Consider the following 17513-nt stretch of genomic DNA (forward strand, 5'->3'; position numbering starts at 1 on the left):
CCCATATCGAATAGCTGATATCTCATCGCTTTATTAAATCATTAACAGTAAAAAGCCGCCATCGACTCAATTCGATAGCGGCTTTTTTAGTGCTTTAAAAACGATGTTAATCTTGCTGCAGTCGATTTCTCGCCTTTTGATAGAAGTAAGAAACAGTCAGCAAAATGACTCCGATCAGCATAAAGGCAATCACCTTTTGTACTAGCTCGAAGGACGCCATATCCAGTAATAGCACCTTGAGCGTCGATAAGGTAAATAGCCCTGCGGCGAGGCGGATCATATCGGCATTTTGTGGTTTTAAGCTGATAAACATCAACACACTGCCATGGATAACCAATAAAATCGCGCTGAGTGGGGCGGCAATAATGTTATCGAAGCTATAACTCCACATGAAGTAACTTAAGGCGAGTAACAGATGCCAACCCCACTTAAGTCCTTGTAAAGGTAAGATCCGTCTATGCAAGCGTATTGCTGCACCGTGCTGCAAGATAAGCCTTGCTAGGAGTGCCAGTGATAAAAACTCGATTAACATAAACGAGGCATTATCACGATTAAGCCCGAGTGTTAGTTCAAAATGGAACATGATGGGCAACAGGGCTAAGCCTAAAGTGAGACCATAGGCGAGATGGTAGCTTTCCTTTATTGCGGCCTGGATTTTGGCTGCGAGGGTTAACTTCATGCTATGTGAGGCTTGGCTTACACCTCTTTGGATTAGCAATGCAAAATAACCACTTAAGGCTAATGCTGTCATGGCTATTCCTACTAGCTCAGAATGATTAAAACCATAAACGATCACGGCCAATACCAGTGCAAAGTAATAAGGGCTCAATTGCCATTGTAGTTGCAGCAAGGGGCGCCATGTCTCGGGTAACTGGCGGTAGCGGAGCAGGGTGAAGCCCATAAACAGGGCGCCAACGGCTAGCGCCGCGAGTCCTTGCCAAGCGTGAATAAGGCATTGCGAGGCTGTCATCAGAACCGCTAGCCAAGTGAGGATTTTGGCTTCTATGTTCAAACTCTTATGTTTAACAAAGTAGGCTAAACCTAGGCTCATAAAGGTGCTCAGCCAGAGTGCAATAGCGGTATATTCCCAATGGTTGCGGATGACTTTGGGCAGCAGAATAAGCGGCAGCAGCAAATAGCAGAAGATTTGCATCGTATAAGCGGCTTTGGCAAATAAGGCATCTTTATAGTGGCGACGATACCAATAATGGGCCAAGAGTAGGGCGATAAATAACTCAAACCGTGCCAGTTTTGCTATAAGCGGCTGGGCACTAAAGCTAAAACTGCCTGTGAGCGTTATGCCTTCAACAACCTTAAACAGCAGCGGCAATAGTAAGAGCCAAGCAGCAAACTCGCTGAGAACGAGTCTGTCCTTTGCGCTTAAATACAGCAGTAATAGGCTGACCAGTGGCAAGATGGCGAGGTAGTAATCGCTGCTCAGAAGATAAGCCGCGAGGATAATTGTCCCTACATAAAAACCGCTTAATAGCTCTTTTAACACTCTGTTTAGCTGACTTTCTAGGGTCGAAAGTAACGTATGATGGAGTGTTAATAGCCGAATCACTAAGACTAAGGCGGCGCAACTTAAGGCCAGTGCTAACAGTGGAAAGCCAAAAGCTGACAAGGGAGAAATTGGCGCCCCATCGATAAAGCTTGATTCTAAAAGGCTCATGCCCGTCAGTACACTAGACGCATTGAGCCCTAATCCCATCAGCAGCAATACATAGGCTTCGGCGCGAACGGATATCAGTTCTTCTTTGGTGCCAATCCACAACAGTAATAAGGCTTCGAGCAGTAAGACTAATCCGAGGAAATCGTGGCTGAGTAAATACAGTGCGGCAAATCCCGCAAAACTCCCTGCAAAGACTAACAATAAGCCGCTGCGGGTTTTTTCTAGATTGCCTGTGCGCTTCCAATAGAGGGCTGCGCAAATCAGTGCGTTCGCCGCAAAGATTTCCCCTGCGAACTCAGTAAATTGTGTCAACTCTAATAACACAAAGGCGAGCAATGCTATCGGTAGGGGGAGTATGCGATGGCTCAGTGCATTATGTTTTTCATCCTGATGGGTAAACGGTTTGGTAAATAGTAGGCCTGTGATGCCGTAGAGATAAAAGAACGCATTAATACTGATAAGCGCGAGCAGACTGACGCCGCCAACGTCGCTGAGTGGCAATTCAATGAAATGGCTAAAAGTTTCGATGCAGCCTATGTGCAACAGGGCGGTGATTTCCAGTAGCAGCGGCCACTTAAGTTTGCGACTCTGGGCAAGGGCGCCTGCACCAATAAGCAGTAAATAAGGCAGATACAATAGCGGCGCATAGCTTTGGGATAACAGCATCATAGGCGCGGTTGAGCCACCGACTAAGGCGATCACGGCGATCACTTTGGCATCTAAGCGCATCGACAGGCCATAACCCGCCAAAGTGATCAATAACAGTAAGATAAAACTCGCGCTATTGGGTATTAACTCAAAATACGGCCCAATAAAGTACGCGCAGAGATAATTAAGTATGAGTCCGAGTCCGACAATACCTGAGCCAAAATCCGCCATGCCCGCGCGTTTTTGGCGAATAAAAATCCCGCCGGCTATGATAGCGTTCGCGCTGGCAAACCCGAGTAGCGCTTTGCCAAGTTCTGAAAACCAATGGTTGATTGAATATTGCAGTAAATAACCAAAGCCTAAGGTCAGGGTGATGATCCCTGCGACAGTCATTAAAAAGACAGGTCCTAATCCCTTAGCCTGATAATGATGGTAGAAAGATTTGACTTGCTCGTTGACTGCCGCAAAGGGTGCCATGACGGCCGCGAGTCCTTGGGATAACAACTCATCAAATTGACTCGCCGCTTGCACGCTTGCCTGCAATTTGACTTCATCACTCAGCTGTTGATTTTGCGCTTGAGAAAGGTGTTCGGTTTTAGTGGCTTGTTCCGTCGGGGTATTTTTCGTTTTTCTTTGCCAAGGGTCTTCTTGCCAAGATTCTGTTGGTATAGGGCCTTGCTGCCATGGGTTGGGTTCTGCTGGGGCTGGCTCTACGGGAGTGGACTCAAGGGTTGATATTTGTGCCGCATAGGTTAATGTAGGCGCGTTATCGGCGGCGGTGAGCACAGATGCAATCGATGAAGCACTCGCTGCCATATTCAGAGTGGTTTCAGCGGCGTCTTCAGCCGCAATTTGCTGACTTAAGGTCTCGAGCTTAGTGGAGAATTCTGCTAATTGACGACCGAGCGAAGATTGCTGCGATAAATGCAGCGATTGTAACTGTGCCAGCTCAGCTTTTAGTTGGGCAACGTCATCCTTTAACGGCATATCTCATTCCTAAGTGTTTAAGTGCTTAACTCATAAACCTTTGTCGGCAAGAAGTGTACTTGTATGTGTATTTTTCGGCTAGTTGTTGTTGATTTTTAGGAAATCTCCGACTGCTACTTTTCCAACATGTCATTGCTCAGCATAAAAAGATCCCTGTATAAAAAAGAGCCAAACATTGCTGGCTCTCATTTAACGTGTCAATTTCGATGAGGTTATTTTTTCTGTGCCTGCAGGATCACAAATTTACCGTTGGAGGCGACTGTGGTGCAGTTCTTAAATAAGCGCTGTAATTTTACATGGTAAGCCAGATGACGGTTACCGACGATATGTAAGATCCCCCCCTCTTTTAAGCGGCGGCGGGCATCTAAAAACATCTGCCACGCGATATGATCGGTAATGGCTTCACCTTGATGGAAGGGCGGATTACACAGCACCAGATCCGGTTGCACTTCTTCTGGCAGATGCGTCATGCAATCGTCCCAATAGAAGTGGCCTTTATCTGCAGGCAATTGGTTGCGTGCCCAGTTTGCCTTGGCTGATGCGACCGCCATTTCAGAATCGTCGATAAAGTGAATGTCAGCCTCTGGGAATAACTGGGCGGTGCGTAACCCCAGCACGCCATTGCCACAGCCGAGATCAACAATCGACTTAAAATCCCCTTTGGGCAGATTCTCTAGCATGATGCGTGCGCCAATATCGAGTTTGTTGGCGGCAAACACATTACTTAAATTGCTGATCTCAAGTTGATATTCGGGTACGGCCCAAGTCACTTCTTTGGCTAATGGTCTTGGTTTGCCATCACTGACACAGGTGATCACTCGGGTGTTTTTCCACGCTAAGCTAGCGCTTGCGGGGCCTAAATGCTTAGCAAAGATGTCGAGTAAGGCGCCATTAATCGATTTGGATTTGGCGGCCACTAATACACGAGTGCCTGCGGGTAACACTTGCGACAAGCGCGTTAGCTGGTGGGCAAAGTAGCTTAAGTTCTTAGGCAACTTCATCAATACTAAGGCTAAGTTTTCTGGCAAGGTATCGCGGCTTGTAAACCATTGCAGATTATCCATTGGCAACTGATTGCGGCCATGGTTTTGTTCTGTGCCTAAAAAGCTGGTTCTGGCATCGGTTTCAACACACAGTGGCCAACTTGGATTCAATTTAGATAAACCGCAGCTTAAGGCGCCGAAACTGTCGTTGATAATGGCGGTTGGCACGGCGGCTTGCTCTGATTCAATAAGGCTTTTGAGTAAGTGTTCATCGGCGGCATCCCAAGCTTGAAGATTAGATTCCTGCTGAGCCGGATACCGTAAGAGTTCGAGTTCAACACCCGCTACTGAAAATTGTGTTGTCATGTGCCACACTGCGCCAATAAATTTAAGGCGCAGATTATCGCAGATTTCATGGTTGAGTGCGACGGCTCGCATGGAGGACGTCAATGCAGCAAGGTAAGTTAGGGTTTGATACAGAGGGTGATGCTCAAATTAAACCGCCTATCACCTTAGTGCGGGGTTATCTTAATGCTGAGCAGCAAGCGGCGCTAATGAAAGAAGCGCTGACCTATCCCTTAAGTCGCCCTGAAATCCAAGTCTTTGGTCAGTTTCACGCGATTCCTCGCCAGCAAGTGTGGTTTGGCGATTTGGGCTGCGACTATTTATATTCAGGACTGTTTATCCGCGCCTTACCTTGGCCTAAATATGCTCACAAGTTGAGGGATAAGTTAGCGCGGGATTATGGTTTGGAGAGCAATGGGGTATTAGTGAATCGCTACGCCGATGGTAAAGATTGTATGGGCGCCCACAGTGATGATGAACCTGAAATAGCTCAAGGGAGTCATATTGCTTCTATTACCTTAGGCGCCACGCGGGATTTTGTGCTTAAGCATAAGCACAGTCAAACCAAGTACAGCATCAGTTTGCACAGTGGCGATCTACTGATCATGCACTGGCCTATGCAAAGTGACTGGTTACACAGTTTACCTAAACGTTTGAAAGTAAAAGAGCCGCGTTGGAACTATACCTTTAGACAACTCATCGTTAATTTCCATGGTTAATTGCCTCCCGCTAACTGCCTATGGTGAAGCACTGCGAAATATGACTGGATATAAAGTGGTGGGGCATCAACAAATTGAAAGCGTGAATTTGATCTTTTCAATTTGAAGCAGTACTCTGCGGCAACTGGATTTTCCCATTCTGAGACTCGAATATGTCCAATACTCATGTGCAGGGCACTGTGGCTAACACTATTTCGCAGAAATTAACCGAATGCTTCTCGCCGACCCATTTAGAAGTGATTAACGAAAGTAATCGTCACCATGTACCACCGAATTCAGAAACCCACTTTAAAGTTGTGCTGGTGAGCGAGCAGTTTGATGGCTTACGTTTATTAGCTCGTCATCGATTGGTCAACACTCACTTAGCCTATGAGTTAGCCAATGGCGTGCATGCTTTGTCTATTCATACTTTCACTCAAAATGAGTGGGATGCGAATGCACAAGTACCTAATACGCCAAATTGTCGTGGTTAATTAATCGCTCAGTAATACTGTTTAGCTTAGATTTCAAGGCCACTCCTCATCGAGTGGCTTTTTGTTTTAGGCCAACTTAAGACTATTTTTGAGTTTGCCGACCTTAGTTTCTAGTTTCCCTACCTTAGTTTCTGTGTTAACAATATGTTTTATTTTAAGAGGTTGGGTGGTGTGATTGTCGATACCCATCCTGAGTGGATTTCCATGTCAGTTGGATCCATGCGCTCGTTTGACATCAGGGAGACTATTAAAAATGCGTAAGTTAGGGAGTTTGTTTATCTCAGTGCTGCTGATGGGACTGAGCGGTTGTAACCCCGTCTCCAGTGATGCGCAAAGCGTAGCTGCCTCCCATGCCGCAACTGATGTTCCCCACGCTTTACCTGCTATTGAATGGCGTCTTGCGACCTCTTGGCCGAAAAACTTCCCCGGTTTAGGCATGGCTCCTGAGCGTTTTGCGCATTTAGTCGATGAAATGTCTAACGGTCGGTTAAAGATTAGCGTTTATGGTGCGGGTGAGTTGATGCCCGCTTTTGCCGTATTTGATGGTGTGAGTCAGGGTAAAATTCAAATGGCCCACTCCGCTTCTTTCTACTGGAGAGGAAAAGCACCCGCAGCGCAGTTTTTTTCATCGATCCCCTTTGGTATGACCGCGCAGGAAATAAATGGCTGGCTTCACTATGGCGGTGGTATGGAGCTGTGGACTGAAGTGTATCAACCCTTTGGTATTATTCCACTCGCGGGAGGCAATACTGGGATGCAGATGGGCGGCTGGTTTAATAAACCCATCAATACCATTGCTGATTTTAAGGGATTGAAGGTCCGCATGCCGGGCTTAGGTGGTGAAGTGTTGAAACGCGTTGGTGCTGTACCTGTAAATATGGCGGGCGTGAACTTTATGGTGCATTGCAAACGGGGGCGATTGATGCCGCAGAGTGGGTAGGGCCAGTGAATGATCTTGCCTTCGGTTTACATAAAGTGGCTAAGTACTACTATTACCCTGGTTGGCATGAGCCAGGTTCAAATATGGAATTCTTGATTAATACCGCTGCCTTTGAGAGTTTACCTGAGGATTTACAGGCCATAATCAGAGTTGCTGCGAGAGCCATTAACCAAGATATGCTCGATGAATACACGACCCGTAACGTGACCGCCCTTGAAACGTTAGTGAAGGACGAAGGTGTGGAGCTTAAAGCGTTTCCACCGAACGTCTTGTTGGAGCTTGAGAAAATCTCTAAACAAGTGATTGAAGATCAAGCGAATCAAGATCCCTTAATGCGAAAGGTGTACGATGCCTATCACGCGTATGAGCAAGGCGTGCGCCAGTACCATAAAATATCTGAGGATGCTTACAGTCAACAGCGTCAACACTAAATGATGGTTTCTTTACTGCAAACTGTCACATTAGCATCTGATTTATATGAGATGATTTCATCTTAGATTATCTTGTTATCGGCGTAATTCATTTGGTGTTATGCTTGCAAGCCATAAATAGACAGTTACAGTGGCGTTGATGTCGCCCTGAGAATTTGGAGATCCCTATGCCATTACTTGATAGCTTTACCGTCGACCATACTCGGATGAATGCCCCTGCGGTTCGTATCGCTAAGCATATGAGCACGCCAAAGGGCGATGCCATTACGGTATTTGATTTACGTTTTTGCGCACCGAATAAAGAGATCCTCAGTGAGCGTGGTATTCATACTCTAGAGCATTTATTCGCGGGTTTTATGCGTGACCATTTAAATGGCAGCGATGTTGAGATCATTGATATTTCGCCAATGGGATGTCGTACCGGTTTTTATATGAGTTTGATTGGTGAACCCACAGAGCGCCAAGTGGCCGATGCGTGGTTAGCCGCGATGGAAGATGTGCTTAAAGTGGTTGAGCAGTCTGAAATCCCTGAGCTGAACGAATACCAATGTGGTACGTATGAGATGCATTCATTAGAGCAAGCACAAGATATCGCCCGTAATATTATTGCGGCTGGCGTAAGTGTTAATCGTAATGACGATCTAAAATTAAGCGATGAAATTCTAGGTAACCTGTAATTGTTCGCACTTTTATAGTATGAGAGTGCTTCTTTAGTAAATTCAGTTTCCTGAAGTAAATAAGAGAAAGCGACGAGAGTCGCTTTTTTTTTCATTCAAATTCAGTTATTTTACAAGTTAATAACAAAAACACCGTACGCTAACAAAGTTTTTGGGAGCTTGGTATGCCTAGTCGTTACTTCACTGTATCACTTTGTGCAATTTCTGTATCTCTTGCCTGTTCTAGCACAACGTTCGCCGATGATCTTCACAGTCAAATGCTTGAATTGAACAAGCTCAATGACACATTTCATTCAACGTCTAATCGTTTAGCGTTAGGTCAATTGACGGCTTTGACGGTTTTACCTGCGGATCTTAGTGGAAATCCCGCGAGCATCAGCATGCGTAGCGCGACTCAAGGTATTGCGGTATTACAAGATAGAGTGTATTTCTCCCCTGCGCCGTATTCTGCACCGCAATTACAACTCTTACCTAATCTGCTGCAACAACAGAGTGTTACTGCCACCCCGATGGCAAATATGGCTGTCGGTGGGCAAGGTGCGTTTGGGGTGGTGAGTTATCAAACCTTACCTGTTGCTGAGCAGACCGAGAATAGTAAGGCGACTCTCGAGGGCAATACCGATTCAGACTACAGTGTCGATATGAATTGGGGAGTGAAGCAAAAAGAGTATGGGATGATACTCGCGGTTAATTATGCAGATAATAGCGGCGCCGATCACTTGCTCAATGGTCAAGACACAGACCACCAAACGACAGACATCTTATTTAAAATCAACGCCGCGAGTTTACTCGGCGCCAGAAGTCCACAGGTGACTGAGTTTACCTATCAGTTTCTCGATGATGATAGTTATCGCTCTCAGCTTGGGTTAACACAGGCCGATTGGCAACAAGATCCTATGAGTTTGTATTCGGCCACTGCGGCGGATAAACATCAGGGGCGACATCATAAGTACCAACTGTCTCACCAAGTTACACTCAATGGTGGGCATAAGGTCACCACAGACTTTTACTACCAGTCTTATTCGCAGCAATTAAACCAACTCAATCAATTTGATGGGCAAATGCTCGATGCCCAGAGTCTTGCTGCGTTGGCCGCATTTGAACGTCAGCCGACAGTCGATGGCGTCGAACTGGCTTCTTTACAGCAAGACAATGATTTCAGCTCCTTTGGGGCACAAACTGAATCGGTGAATCAGTATGGTGCCCATCAAATTATCTATAGCGCCCGTTATCATACGGATAAAGCCGAGATGCACCTTGGCGATCAGCAGAGTCTATGGCAGCAGGACTTGAGTGTAGTGAGTGAAGCTCCCAATGCGCTGTTGGCTTATACCGATGATGCGACGGCATTCACTTCGGCCATCGATTCTTTGTTTAATTGGGACGGATTGCAGCTAAAGCTCGCGCTTGCCTATGAACAAGTGAGCGTCAATCGCAAGGTCAATTTAGCTTATGCCGGACTCGAAGCGGCAGATTTTTCCGACAGCGATTGGATGCCACAACTTGGCGTTTTATATCATGCTGGAGATTGGCGCTTTAGTACGGATATTCGACGCTCATGGACCGCCGCGAGTGCGGGTAATATTGAGCAAGAGGCGCAAGTGTCACTGCAATATCAAGTCAGCGCCCAATATGCCAGCGAGCGTTTTAGTGCAGACATCAAAACCTATGTCCAAGATTTTGATAATCTGCATGTCAATTGCGATGCGTATACCCAATGTGCCGACAGTCGATTATGGGTTCAAGGCAATGTCGTGGATGTGCTGACCAAAGGGGTTGAGCTGAATCTTGGCTATCAGTGGGAACTGGGCAGCGTGCAGTTACCTTTAGCCTTGAATTATCAGTATTCAAATGCCGAGTATCAAACAAATAGCTGCAATGAAATCCAAGGCTGCGTCGTGGCTGGCGATAGGGTGGCTTGGTTACCTGAGCAGCAATTGCATTTTAGTGCTGGAATGAAATATGCCGAATATGAATTGAATGCAAATGTCTTTTATCAATCCGAGCGGGAAATGGGCCAATTTGGTGCTGAATTACAACCTATCGCAGTACAATGGCGGGTAGATTTAGCGGCGAATTATCATTTTAACCGTCACCATGAGATTTATTTTCGGATAGAAAATCTCTTAGATGAGTCATTAGTTACGACAGCATCAAATAGCGGAATTCGATCGGAAAATGGACGTATTAGCTATTTAGGTTATCAATGGCGCTTTTAAATTGAGTTTTATTTTGTTTGAATTTAAATCAATTGAAACAAATAAGATCGATTTCGGCTGCGTTTAGTGGACGTTTCGACTTTTTGCTAAATTAAATCTTTAATTATTAATGCTATAGTACCCAGTGGCCGTAATATTCTCTCTTTCTGATCAGTCACTAGGTCGGAAGGTGAACGCCGTAGCGCATGATTTTTTTCAATCCGTATTTTAGGTTTGAAATCACCTATAATTTTCGTGGCGATGCCAAGTCAATTGGGGTAAAATGCGCGCGACCAGCGTGATTGCGATCGCATTTCTGTGATAAATCTGCGCTAGCTCAATGCAGTAGGTTTTGTTTAAAACCTAAGTATTTAGCAGGAACGCGGCGCATTGTCTTTCCTTCAAACGTAGTGCTTGTGGATATGATTACAATTAAGAAAGGATTGGAACTGCCTATAGCAGGCGGACCAGAGCAAGTTATCCATAATGGCCCAGCCATTAAACATGTAGCTACTTTGGGTGAAGAGTATATTGGCTTACGTCCAACGATGAAGATCAAAGTGGGCGATAAAGTACAAAAAGGCCAAGTTCTTTTTGAAGATAAGAAGAATTTAGGCGTTAAATATACGGCTTTAGCCAGTGGTACTATATTAGACATTAACCGGGGCGCCCAGCGTGTTCTGCAGTCTGTTGTCATTGAAGTGGAAGGAAACGACAGCGTTGCCTTTGCTAAATATGATGCCACTGCACTCGATACGCTCGACTCGCAGTTAGTCCGTGACAATCTGATTGAATCAGGTTTATGGACTGCTTTGCGTACTCGTCCTTTTAGCAAAGTTCCTGCTGTAGACTCTTCTGCTGCTGGTATTTTTGTAACCGCAATAGATACTCAACCTCTTGCCGCTGATCCCGTTGTGGTGATCCGTGAGCATAAAGAAGATTTTGCTAATGGTCTTAAGGTCTTAGCAAGACTTACTGACGGTAAAGTTTACCTTTGTAAAGCGCCTGGCGCTGATATTCCTGCCGCAAACGCCCAAGTTGAAGAATTTGCCGGTGTGCACCCTGCAGGATTAGTCGGTACTCACATTCACTTCTTATTGTCTGCCTCTGCAAAACGTACCGTTTGGCATATTGGTTACCAAGATGTAATAGCAATTGGTCAGCTATTTACGACGGGTGAACTCAATACCGAACGTGTTATTGCGATCGCAGGCCCTAAAGCGGCTAAGCCAAGACTCGTACGCACTGTTGTGGGCGCGAGCATGACTGAATTAACCGCAGGTGAAGCCTTAGATGGCAATGTTCGTCTGATTTCAGGCTCTGTTCTGAATGGTCGTACAGCCGTTGGCCCACAAGGGTATTTAGGTCGTTACCATGTTCAAGTAAGTCTGTTAGAAGAAGGTACAGAGAAAGAATTTTTAGGCTGGGTATTACCAGGCTCAGACAAATATTCTATCACTCGTGCATTCTTAGGACATCTTGCTCCTTCTCGTCTGTTCAGCATGACGACCAGTACAGGTGGTTCAGACCGCGCTATGGTGCCAATTGGTAACTATGAGCGTGTAATGCCATTGGACATTCTTCCTACTATGTTGTTGCGTGACTTGATTTCAGGTGACTTTGACGGTGCTGCTACTTTAGGCGCGTTAGAGTTAGATGAAGAAGATCTCGCACTGTGTACGTTCGTATGTCCAGGCAAGTATGACTACGGTTCATATCTGCGTGACTGTCTAGATACGATCGAGAGGGAAGGCTAATGAGCTTGAAAGATTTTTTCGAACGTATTGAACCCGACTTTGAAAAAGGCGGTAAATACGAAAAGTTTTATGCCCTATTCGAAGCGGCATACACGATTTTTTATACCCCAGGTAAAGTGAACAAGGGCAAAACCCACGTTCGCGATAACCTCGACCTAAAACGTATGATGATTACGGTTTGGGCTTGTGCTTTCCCCGCGATGTTCGTGGGTATGTATAACGTAGGTTTACAAGCTCAATTAGCTTTAGTGGCTGGTTTTGCTACCCCTGACGTATGGCAAGTGAGCTTGTTCAGCATGTTCGGTACCGAACTGACGGCAAACTCTGGCTGGCCTGCGCTGATGTGGTATGGCGCCTGTTTCTTCCTACCTATCTACGCGGTGACCTTTGCCGTCGGTGGTATCTGGGAAGTGCTGTTCGCCTCTATCCGTGGTCATGAAGTCAACGAAGGTTTCTTCGTTACCTCTATCCTGTTTGCTTTAACGCTGCCAGCAACTATCCCATTATGGATGGTGGCGCTGGGTATCACCTTCGGTGTGGTCGTGGCGAAAGAAGTGTTCGGTGGTACAGGGCGTAACTTCTTAAACCCAGCACTAGCGGGTCGTGCCTTCTTGTTCTTCGCTTATCCGTTGAATATGTCAGGTGATACCTCATGGGTTGTGGCTGACGGTTACTCAGGTGCAACTGCACTGAGCCAAGCGGCGTCTGGCACTTTAGATTACGCAATTAACCAAAACTGGTGGGATGCGTTCTTCGGTTTCATTCCAGGTTCAGTGGGTGAAGTGTCTACATTAGCGATTCTGTTAGGTGGTTTGGTCATCATCTACACGCGTATCGCTTCATGGCGTATCGTTGGCGGTGTAATGGTGGGCATGATTGCCATTTCTACGCTGCTTAACGTTGTCGGTAGTGACACTAATCCAATGTTTGCAATGCCTTGGTACTGGCACTTAGTGTTAGGTGGTTTTGCGTTTGGCATGATGTTTATGGCGACAGACCCAGTGTCAGCGTCATTTACTAACCAAGCTAAATGGGCATACGGTATCTTGATCGGTGCAATGGCTGTGTTTATCCGCGTGATTAACCCTGCATTCCCTGAAGGCATGATGTTGGCAATTTTGTTTGCTAACTTGTTCGCGCCATTGTTCGACCACTTCGTGGTTCAGGCAAATATCAAGCGGAGGATTGCCCGTGGCTAGTAATAAAGATTCGTTCGGCAGAACCTTATTTATCGTCGTTGGCCTGTGTCTAATTTGTGCGATATTTGTGTCTACTGCAGCAGTGTTACTGAGACCGACTCAAGCAGAAAATAAACTGCTTGATAAGCAAAAGTACATTCTGGAAGCCGCTGGTCTTATCGATACTAAAGCTGGCAAAGTGACCAAAGCGCAAATTCTGGATACATACGGCAAACACATCGAAGCTAAACTGGTCGATTTGAAAACGGGTGCTTGGGTTGAGGGTGTTGATGCTGACACTTATGATCAACGTAAAGCGTCTCGTGATGTGAAAACCTCATTTGTACCTGAGAATGACATCGCTTCAGTGAAACGTGTTGCTGATAAGGCTGTAGTTTATCTTGTTCGTGACGGCCAAGGTAAATTAACCAGTGTCATTCTGCCAATCCATGGTTATGGCCTATGGTCTACTATGTATGCCTTCCTTGCTATGGATGCTGACCTAAACACAGTGCAAAGTTTAGTCTACTACGAGCACGGCGAAACGCCGGGCTTAGGTGGCGAAGTGCAAAATGCTCAGTGGAAAGCGAAATGGCATGGCAAAAAGTTATTTGATGAGCAAGGTAAACTCGCTATCAGCGTAACGAAAAACCCAACTGTTGCTAGCACTGAGTACGGTGTAGATGCATTATCTGGCGCAACCTTAACGAGTAACGGTGTACAACATTCACTGACATTCTGGTTGGGTAAAGAAGGTTTTGCGAGTTTCATTGAAAAAGCACGCAATGGAGGTCTCAACTAATGTCTGACGCTAAAGAACTGAAACAGGTTCTGACCGGACCTATAGTCAACAACAACCCGATTGCTTTACAAGTACTTGGTGTATGTAGTGCATTAGCGGTAACGAGTAAGCTCGAAACTGCACTGGTAATGGCGTTGGCGTTAACTGCGGTAACTGCGTTTTCGAACCTGTTTATCTCAATGATCCGTAATCATATTCCAAGCAGTGTGCGTATTATCGTACAGATGACCATTATTGCCTCTTTGGTAATCGTGGTTGACCAATTGCTGCAGGCTTATGCTTATCAGATCTCTAAGCAGCTGTCGGTATTCGTCGGTCTGATTATTACGAACTGTATCGTAATGGGTCGTGCCGAAGCCTACGCGATGAAAACACCGCCAATGATGAGCTTTATGGATGGTATCGGTAACGGTTTAGGTTACGGTGCGATTCTGTTAGCTGTTGGCTTCGTACGTGAACTGTTTGGTAACGGTTCTCTGTTCGGTGTTGAAATCCTGCACAAGATCTCTGATGGCGGCTGGTACCAACCAAACGGTCTGCTACTACTGCCTCCGAGTGCGTTCTTCCTGATCGGTGTTTTGATTTGGATTATTCGTACCTATAAGCCAGAGCAAGTTGAAGCAAAAGGGTAAGTGCGATGGAACATTATATTAGCCTGTTAATTCGCTCTGTTTTCATTGAAAACATGGCACTGGCCTTCTTCCTAGGTATGTGTACTTTCTTGGCTGTGTCTAAGAAAGTCACTACAGCCATGGGCCTAGGGATTGCGGTAGTTGTAGTGTTAACTATCTCTGTCCCTGCAAACCAAGTTATCTATCAAGGGCTGCTAGCTCCTGGTGCACTTGCTTGGGCTGGCGCACCTGAAGCTGACTTAAGCTTCTTGAAATTCATTACCTTTATCGGTGTGATTGCGGCTTTGGTTCAAATTCTGGAAATGGCACTGGACAAGTACTTTCCACCTTTGTACAACGCATTAGGTATTTTCTTACCTTTGATCACAGTGAACTGCGCGATTTTCGGTGCGGTATCATTCATGGTTGAGCGTGACTACAAGCTAGGCGAGAGTGTGGTGTTTGGTTTCGGCTCAGGAGTGGGTTGGGCATTAGCTATCGTATTGATGGCCGGTATCCGTGAGAAGCTGAAGTATGCCGACGTGCCTAACGGCCTACGTGGTTTAGGGATTACCTTTATCACCGCTGGTTTGATGGCCTTAGGTTTCATGTCGTTTTCAGGTGTGTCTCTGTAAGAGACACATAACGGCTTCTTGAATTGGACCTTCTAAGGATAAGTTAATGGATATTCTTGGTATTTTTAAATCTACTCCGCTCGAGGTTTACCTCGGTGTGAGCATGTTTACTGCTATCGTCCTCATCTTGGTATTAGTGATTTTATTCGCTAAGTCTAAGTTAGTGGCTAGTGGTGACATCACGATCGGCATTAATGACGATCCTGAAAAAGCGATTACAACCGGTGCGGGCGGTAAGTTGTTAGGCGTTTTGGCTAACAGCGGTATCTTCGTATCGAGTGCGTGTGGTGGCGGTGGCTCATGTGGCCAATGTCGCGTGGTGATTAAGTCTGGCGGCGGCGATATTCTGCCAACGGAACTTGACCACATCAGCAAAGGTGATGCCCGTAAAGGTTGTCGTCTTTCTTGTCAGGTTAACGTTAAGAACGATATGGAAATCGAGCTTGACGAAGAAATCTTCGGTATCAAGAAATGGGAATGTGAAGTTATCTCTAACGATAACAAAGCCACTTTCATTAAAGAACTGAAGCTGCAAATTCCTGATGGCGAGTCTGTACCATTCCGTGCTGGCGGTTATATTCAAATCGAAGCACCTGCTCATCATATTAAATATGCAGATTTTGATGTACCTGCACAATACCGTGGCGACTGGGAACACTTCGGTTTCTTCAATCTTGAATCTAAGGTTGATGAAGAAACTATCCGTGCATACTCAATGGCTAACTACCCAGAAGAGTTCGGTATTATTATGCTGAACGTGCGTATTGCTACGCCTCCACCACGTAACTTGACTCTGCCTTGCGGTAAGATGTCATCTTACATTTGGAGCTTAAAAGCTGGCGATAAAGTGACAATTTCTGGCCCATTCGGTGAATTCTTCGCGAAAGATACCGATGCAGAAATGGTGTTTATCGGCGGTGGTGCGGGTATGGCGCCAATGCGTTCACATATCTTCGACCAACTGAAGCGTCTTCAGTCTAAACGTAAGATGAGCTTCTGGTACGGTGCACGTTCTAAGCGTGAAATGTTCTACGTAGAAGATTTCGACGGCCTAGCGGCTGAGAATGATAACTTCGTATGGCATGTGGCACTTTCAGATCCTCAACCAGAGGACAACTGGGATGGTTACACAGGTTTTATTCATAACGTATTGTATGAAAACTATCTGAAAAACCATGATGCTCCAGAAGATTGTGAGTTCTACATGTGTGGACCTCCAATGATGAACGCCGCCGTCATTGGTATGTTGAAAAATCTTGGTGTCGAAGACGAAAACATCCTGTTGGATGACTTCGGCGGCTAATGTTCATTAGTCCTAGATAGAAAAGTTGCAGATGTTGAGGTTAACCTTTCATCTGCAACTTTTGCATTTAAGGGCCCAAATAAGAGTAGTAGGTCACTATGTTTCAGACCTTAAAGATCAATACCTCAGCGTTAAAGTATTCATTTAACTGGCTAGTCCTCGTGGGACTGGCCTTTTTTGTTTCAGCCTGTTCTAAGCAAAACGAAGTCATTTCGTTGGCCGGCAGCACTATGGGCACGACTTATCACATTAAAGTCGTTCCGAATGAGCAGATGCCGACGGCGCAGTTACTTCAAGCGGAGATTGATTTAGCCCTTGAGCTAGTCAATGACCAGATGTCGACCTATCGGCCTAATTCAGAATTATCCCGTTTCAACCAATTGCCATTGGAGCAAAGTGTTGAAGTCTCACCGGATACCATAAAAGTGGTGCAAGAGGGAATACGTTTATATCAAGTGACGGATAAGGCACTTGATATTACCTTAGGTCCTTTAGTTAATCTGTGGGGTTTTGGACCTGATAAGCGTCCAACGAAAGTTCCGACACAGGCTGATATTGATGCGGCTAAAGCCAAAACAGGGATTAGTGAACTTTCCATTGAAGGCAACCGTCTAAGTAAGCACAACACCTATTTATATGTAGATTTATCATCAATCGCGAAGGGATTTGGGGTTGATAAGATCGCTTCCATTCTTGATAAATACCACGCGACAGGGTATTTAGTTGAAATCGGTGGCGAACTGAGTATCAAAGGTGCCAAAGGTGATGGAAGCTCTTGGCGTGTTGCTATAGAGCAACCGACCAATGATGGCTCTGAAGCCGTACAGCAGGTTATTGCACCTGGTACTATGGCGATGGCGACCTCTGGCGACTATCGTAATTATTATGAAGAAGACGGCCAACGTTTTACGCATATAATCGATCCGCGTACTGGTTTGCCGATAAATCATAAGTTAGCATCCGTGACTGTATTGCATCAAAATTGTATGACGGCCGACGGTTTTGCGACGGCCATGATGGTTTTGGGCACAGAAGCATCATTGGAGCTTGCCAAGAAGGAACACTTGGCGATAATGCTAATCGAAAAGCAAGGCGACGGATTTAAGGTCTATTACAGCGACGCCTTCAAGCCTTTCCTTATTTAGTTTTTGGAG

The 17513-nt window shown here is 45.7% G+C and carries 13 protein-coding genes and 1 pseudogene; 12 read left to right on the forward strand and 2 right to left on the reverse strand.

What is annotated here, in order from left to right; translation table 11 throughout:
• Positions 1-106: 106 nt before the first annotated feature.
• Both L5L77_RS08885 and L5L77_RS08890 read right to left on the reverse strand, forming a co-directional pair.
• Positions 107-3307, reverse strand: coding sequence for a DUF2339 domain-containing protein (locus L5L77_RS08885; RefSeq protein WP_263222586.1), 3201 nt, complete (start codon positions 3305-3307; stop codon positions 107-109).
• Between the two features lie 212 nt (positions 3308-3519).
• Entirely contained in the window at positions 3520-4656 is a 1137-nt protein-coding gene (locus tag L5L77_RS08890) for a methyltransferase (RefSeq protein ID WP_263185536.1), read from the reverse strand.
• 83 nt (positions 4657-4739) lie between these two features.
• Between L5L77_RS08890 and L5L77_RS08895 the strand changes: the two genes are divergently transcribed.
• The 12 genes and pseudogenes from L5L77_RS08895 (at position 4740) to L5L77_RS08950 (ending at position 17504) form a co-directional block, all read left to right on the forward strand.
• Positions 4740-5354: an alpha-ketoglutarate-dependent dioxygenase AlkB family protein gene (locus L5L77_RS08895; RefSeq protein ID WP_263185491.1), complete on the forward strand. Its 615-nt coding sequence runs from the start codon at positions 4740-4742 to the stop codon at positions 5352-5354.
• A gap of 152 nt (positions 5355-5506) precedes the next feature.
• On the forward strand, positions 5507-5827 hold the full coding sequence (locus L5L77_RS08900; protein ID WP_173246445.1) for a BolA family protein: 321 nt from the start codon (positions 5507-5509) through the stop codon (positions 5825-5827).
• Between the two features lie 253 nt (positions 5828-6080).
• Positions 6081-7198: pseudogene (locus L5L77_RS08905) on the forward strand (TRAP transporter substrate-binding protein).
• Positions 7199-7365: 167 nt separating this feature from the next.
• Positions 7366-7875 carry an S-ribosylhomocysteine lyase gene (gene luxS / locus L5L77_RS08910; protein WP_028761570.1) on the forward strand — a complete coding sequence of 170 codons (510 nt, stop codon included), beginning with the start codon at positions 7366-7368 and terminating at the stop codon, positions 7873-7875.
• A 164-nt stretch (positions 7876-8039) separates the two neighbouring features.
• Complete coding sequence (locus tag L5L77_RS08915; RefSeq protein ID WP_263185492.1) at positions 8040-10094, forward strand: TonB-dependent receptor domain-containing protein; 2055 nt, start codon at positions 8040-8042, stop codon at positions 10092-10094.
• 401 nt (positions 10095-10495) lie between these two features.
• The gene (locus tag L5L77_RS08920) at positions 10496-11830 is read left to right on the forward strand and encodes a Na(+)-translocating NADH-quinone reductase subunit A (RefSeq protein WP_028761568.1); all 1335 of its coding nucleotides are present in this window, start codon (positions 10496-10498) and stop codon (positions 11828-11830) included.
• A complete protein-coding gene (locus tag L5L77_RS08925; protein ID WP_105250021.1) occupies positions 11830-13029 on the forward strand; it encodes an NADH:ubiquinone reductase (Na(+)-transporting) subunit B in 1200 nt (399 codons plus the stop codon). The genes L5L77_RS08920 and L5L77_RS08925 overlap by 1 nt, the downstream gene beginning before the upstream one ends.
• Complete coding sequence (locus L5L77_RS08930) at positions 13022-13810, forward strand: Na(+)-translocating NADH-quinone reductase subunit C (protein WP_028761566.1); 789 nt, start codon at positions 13022-13024, stop codon at positions 13808-13810. Before L5L77_RS08925 ends, L5L77_RS08930 begins: the two co-directional genes overlap by 8 nt.
• Complete coding sequence (locus L5L77_RS08935; RefSeq protein ID WP_006080467.1) at positions 13810-14442, forward strand: NADH:ubiquinone reductase (Na(+)-transporting) subunit D; 633 nt, start codon at positions 13810-13812, stop codon at positions 14440-14442. The genes L5L77_RS08930 and L5L77_RS08935 overlap by 1 nt, the downstream gene beginning before the upstream one ends.
• A 5-nt stretch (positions 14443-14447) precedes the next feature.
• Positions 14448-15056: an NADH:ubiquinone reductase (Na(+)-transporting) subunit E gene (nqrE, locus tag L5L77_RS08940; RefSeq protein ID WP_006080469.1), complete on the forward strand. Its 609-nt coding sequence runs from the start codon at positions 14448-14450 to the stop codon at positions 15054-15056.
• A 46-nt stretch (positions 15057-15102) separates the two neighbouring features.
• Positions 15103-16359 carry an NADH:ubiquinone reductase (Na(+)-transporting) subunit F gene (nqrF, locus tag L5L77_RS08945; RefSeq protein ID WP_028761565.1) on the forward strand — a complete coding sequence of 419 codons (1257 nt, stop codon included), beginning with the start codon at positions 15103-15105 and terminating at the stop codon, positions 16357-16359.
• 98 nt (positions 16360-16457) lie between these two features.
• Positions 16458-17504 carry an FAD:protein FMN transferase gene (locus tag L5L77_RS08950; protein ID WP_113939874.1) on the forward strand — a complete coding sequence of 349 codons (1047 nt, stop codon included), beginning with the start codon at positions 16458-16460 and terminating at the stop codon, positions 17502-17504.
• The last annotated feature ends 9 nt before the right edge of the window (positions 17505-17513 follow it).

This window comes from Shewanella sp. SM29 (assembly GCF_025654245.1).
GTDB classification, from domain to species: domain Bacteria; phylum Pseudomonadota; class Gammaproteobacteria; order Enterobacterales; family Shewanellaceae; genus Shewanella; species Shewanella oncorhynchi.

What these genes read in the sequence shown, in the direction of transcription:
- L5L77_RS08915 (WP_263185492.1), top strand. Translation starts at nt 8,040, where the DNA reads ATGCCTAGTCGTTACTTCACTGTATCACTTTGTGCAATTTCTGTATCT.
- L5L77_RS08895 (WP_263185491.1), top strand. Translation starts at nt 4,740, where the DNA reads ATGCAGCAAGGTAAGTTAGGGTTTGATACAGAGGGTGATGCTCAAATT.
- L5L77_RS08920 (WP_028761568.1), top strand. Translation starts at nt 10,496, where the DNA reads ATGATTACAATTAAGAAAGGATTGGAACTGCCTATAGCAGGCGGACCA.
- L5L77_RS08925 (WP_105250021.1), top strand. Translation starts at nt 11,830, where the DNA reads ATGAGCTTGAAAGATTTTTTCGAACGTATTGAACCCGACTTTGAAAAA.
- L5L77_RS08900 (WP_173246445.1), top strand. Translation starts at nt 5,507, where the DNA reads ATGTCCAATACTCATGTGCAGGGCACTGTGGCTAACACTATTTCGCAG.
- L5L77_RS08890 (WP_263185536.1), bottom strand. Translation starts at nt 4,656, where the DNA reads ATGACAACACAATTTTCAGTAGCGGGTGTTGAACTCGAACTCTTACGG.
- luxS (WP_028761570.1), top strand. Translation starts at nt 7,366, where the DNA reads ATGCCATTACTTGATAGCTTTACCGTCGACCATACTCGGATGAATGCC.
- L5L77_RS08935 (WP_006080467.1), top strand. Translation starts at nt 13,810, where the DNA reads ATGTCTGACGCTAAAGAACTGAAACAGGTTCTGACCGGACCTATAGTC.
- nqrE (WP_006080469.1), top strand. Translation starts at nt 14,448, where the DNA reads ATGGAACATTATATTAGCCTGTTAATTCGCTCTGTTTTCATTGAAAAC.
- nqrF (WP_028761565.1), top strand. Translation starts at nt 15,103, where the DNA reads ATGGATATTCTTGGTATTTTTAAATCTACTCCGCTCGAGGTTTACCTC.
- L5L77_RS08950 (WP_113939874.1), top strand. Translation starts at nt 16,458, where the DNA reads ATGTTTCAGACCTTAAAGATCAATACCTCAGCGTTAAAGTATTCATTT.
- L5L77_RS08885 (WP_263222586.1), bottom strand. Translation starts at nt 3,307, where the DNA reads ATGCCGTTAAAGGATGACGTTGCCCAACTAAAAGCTGAGCTGGCACAG.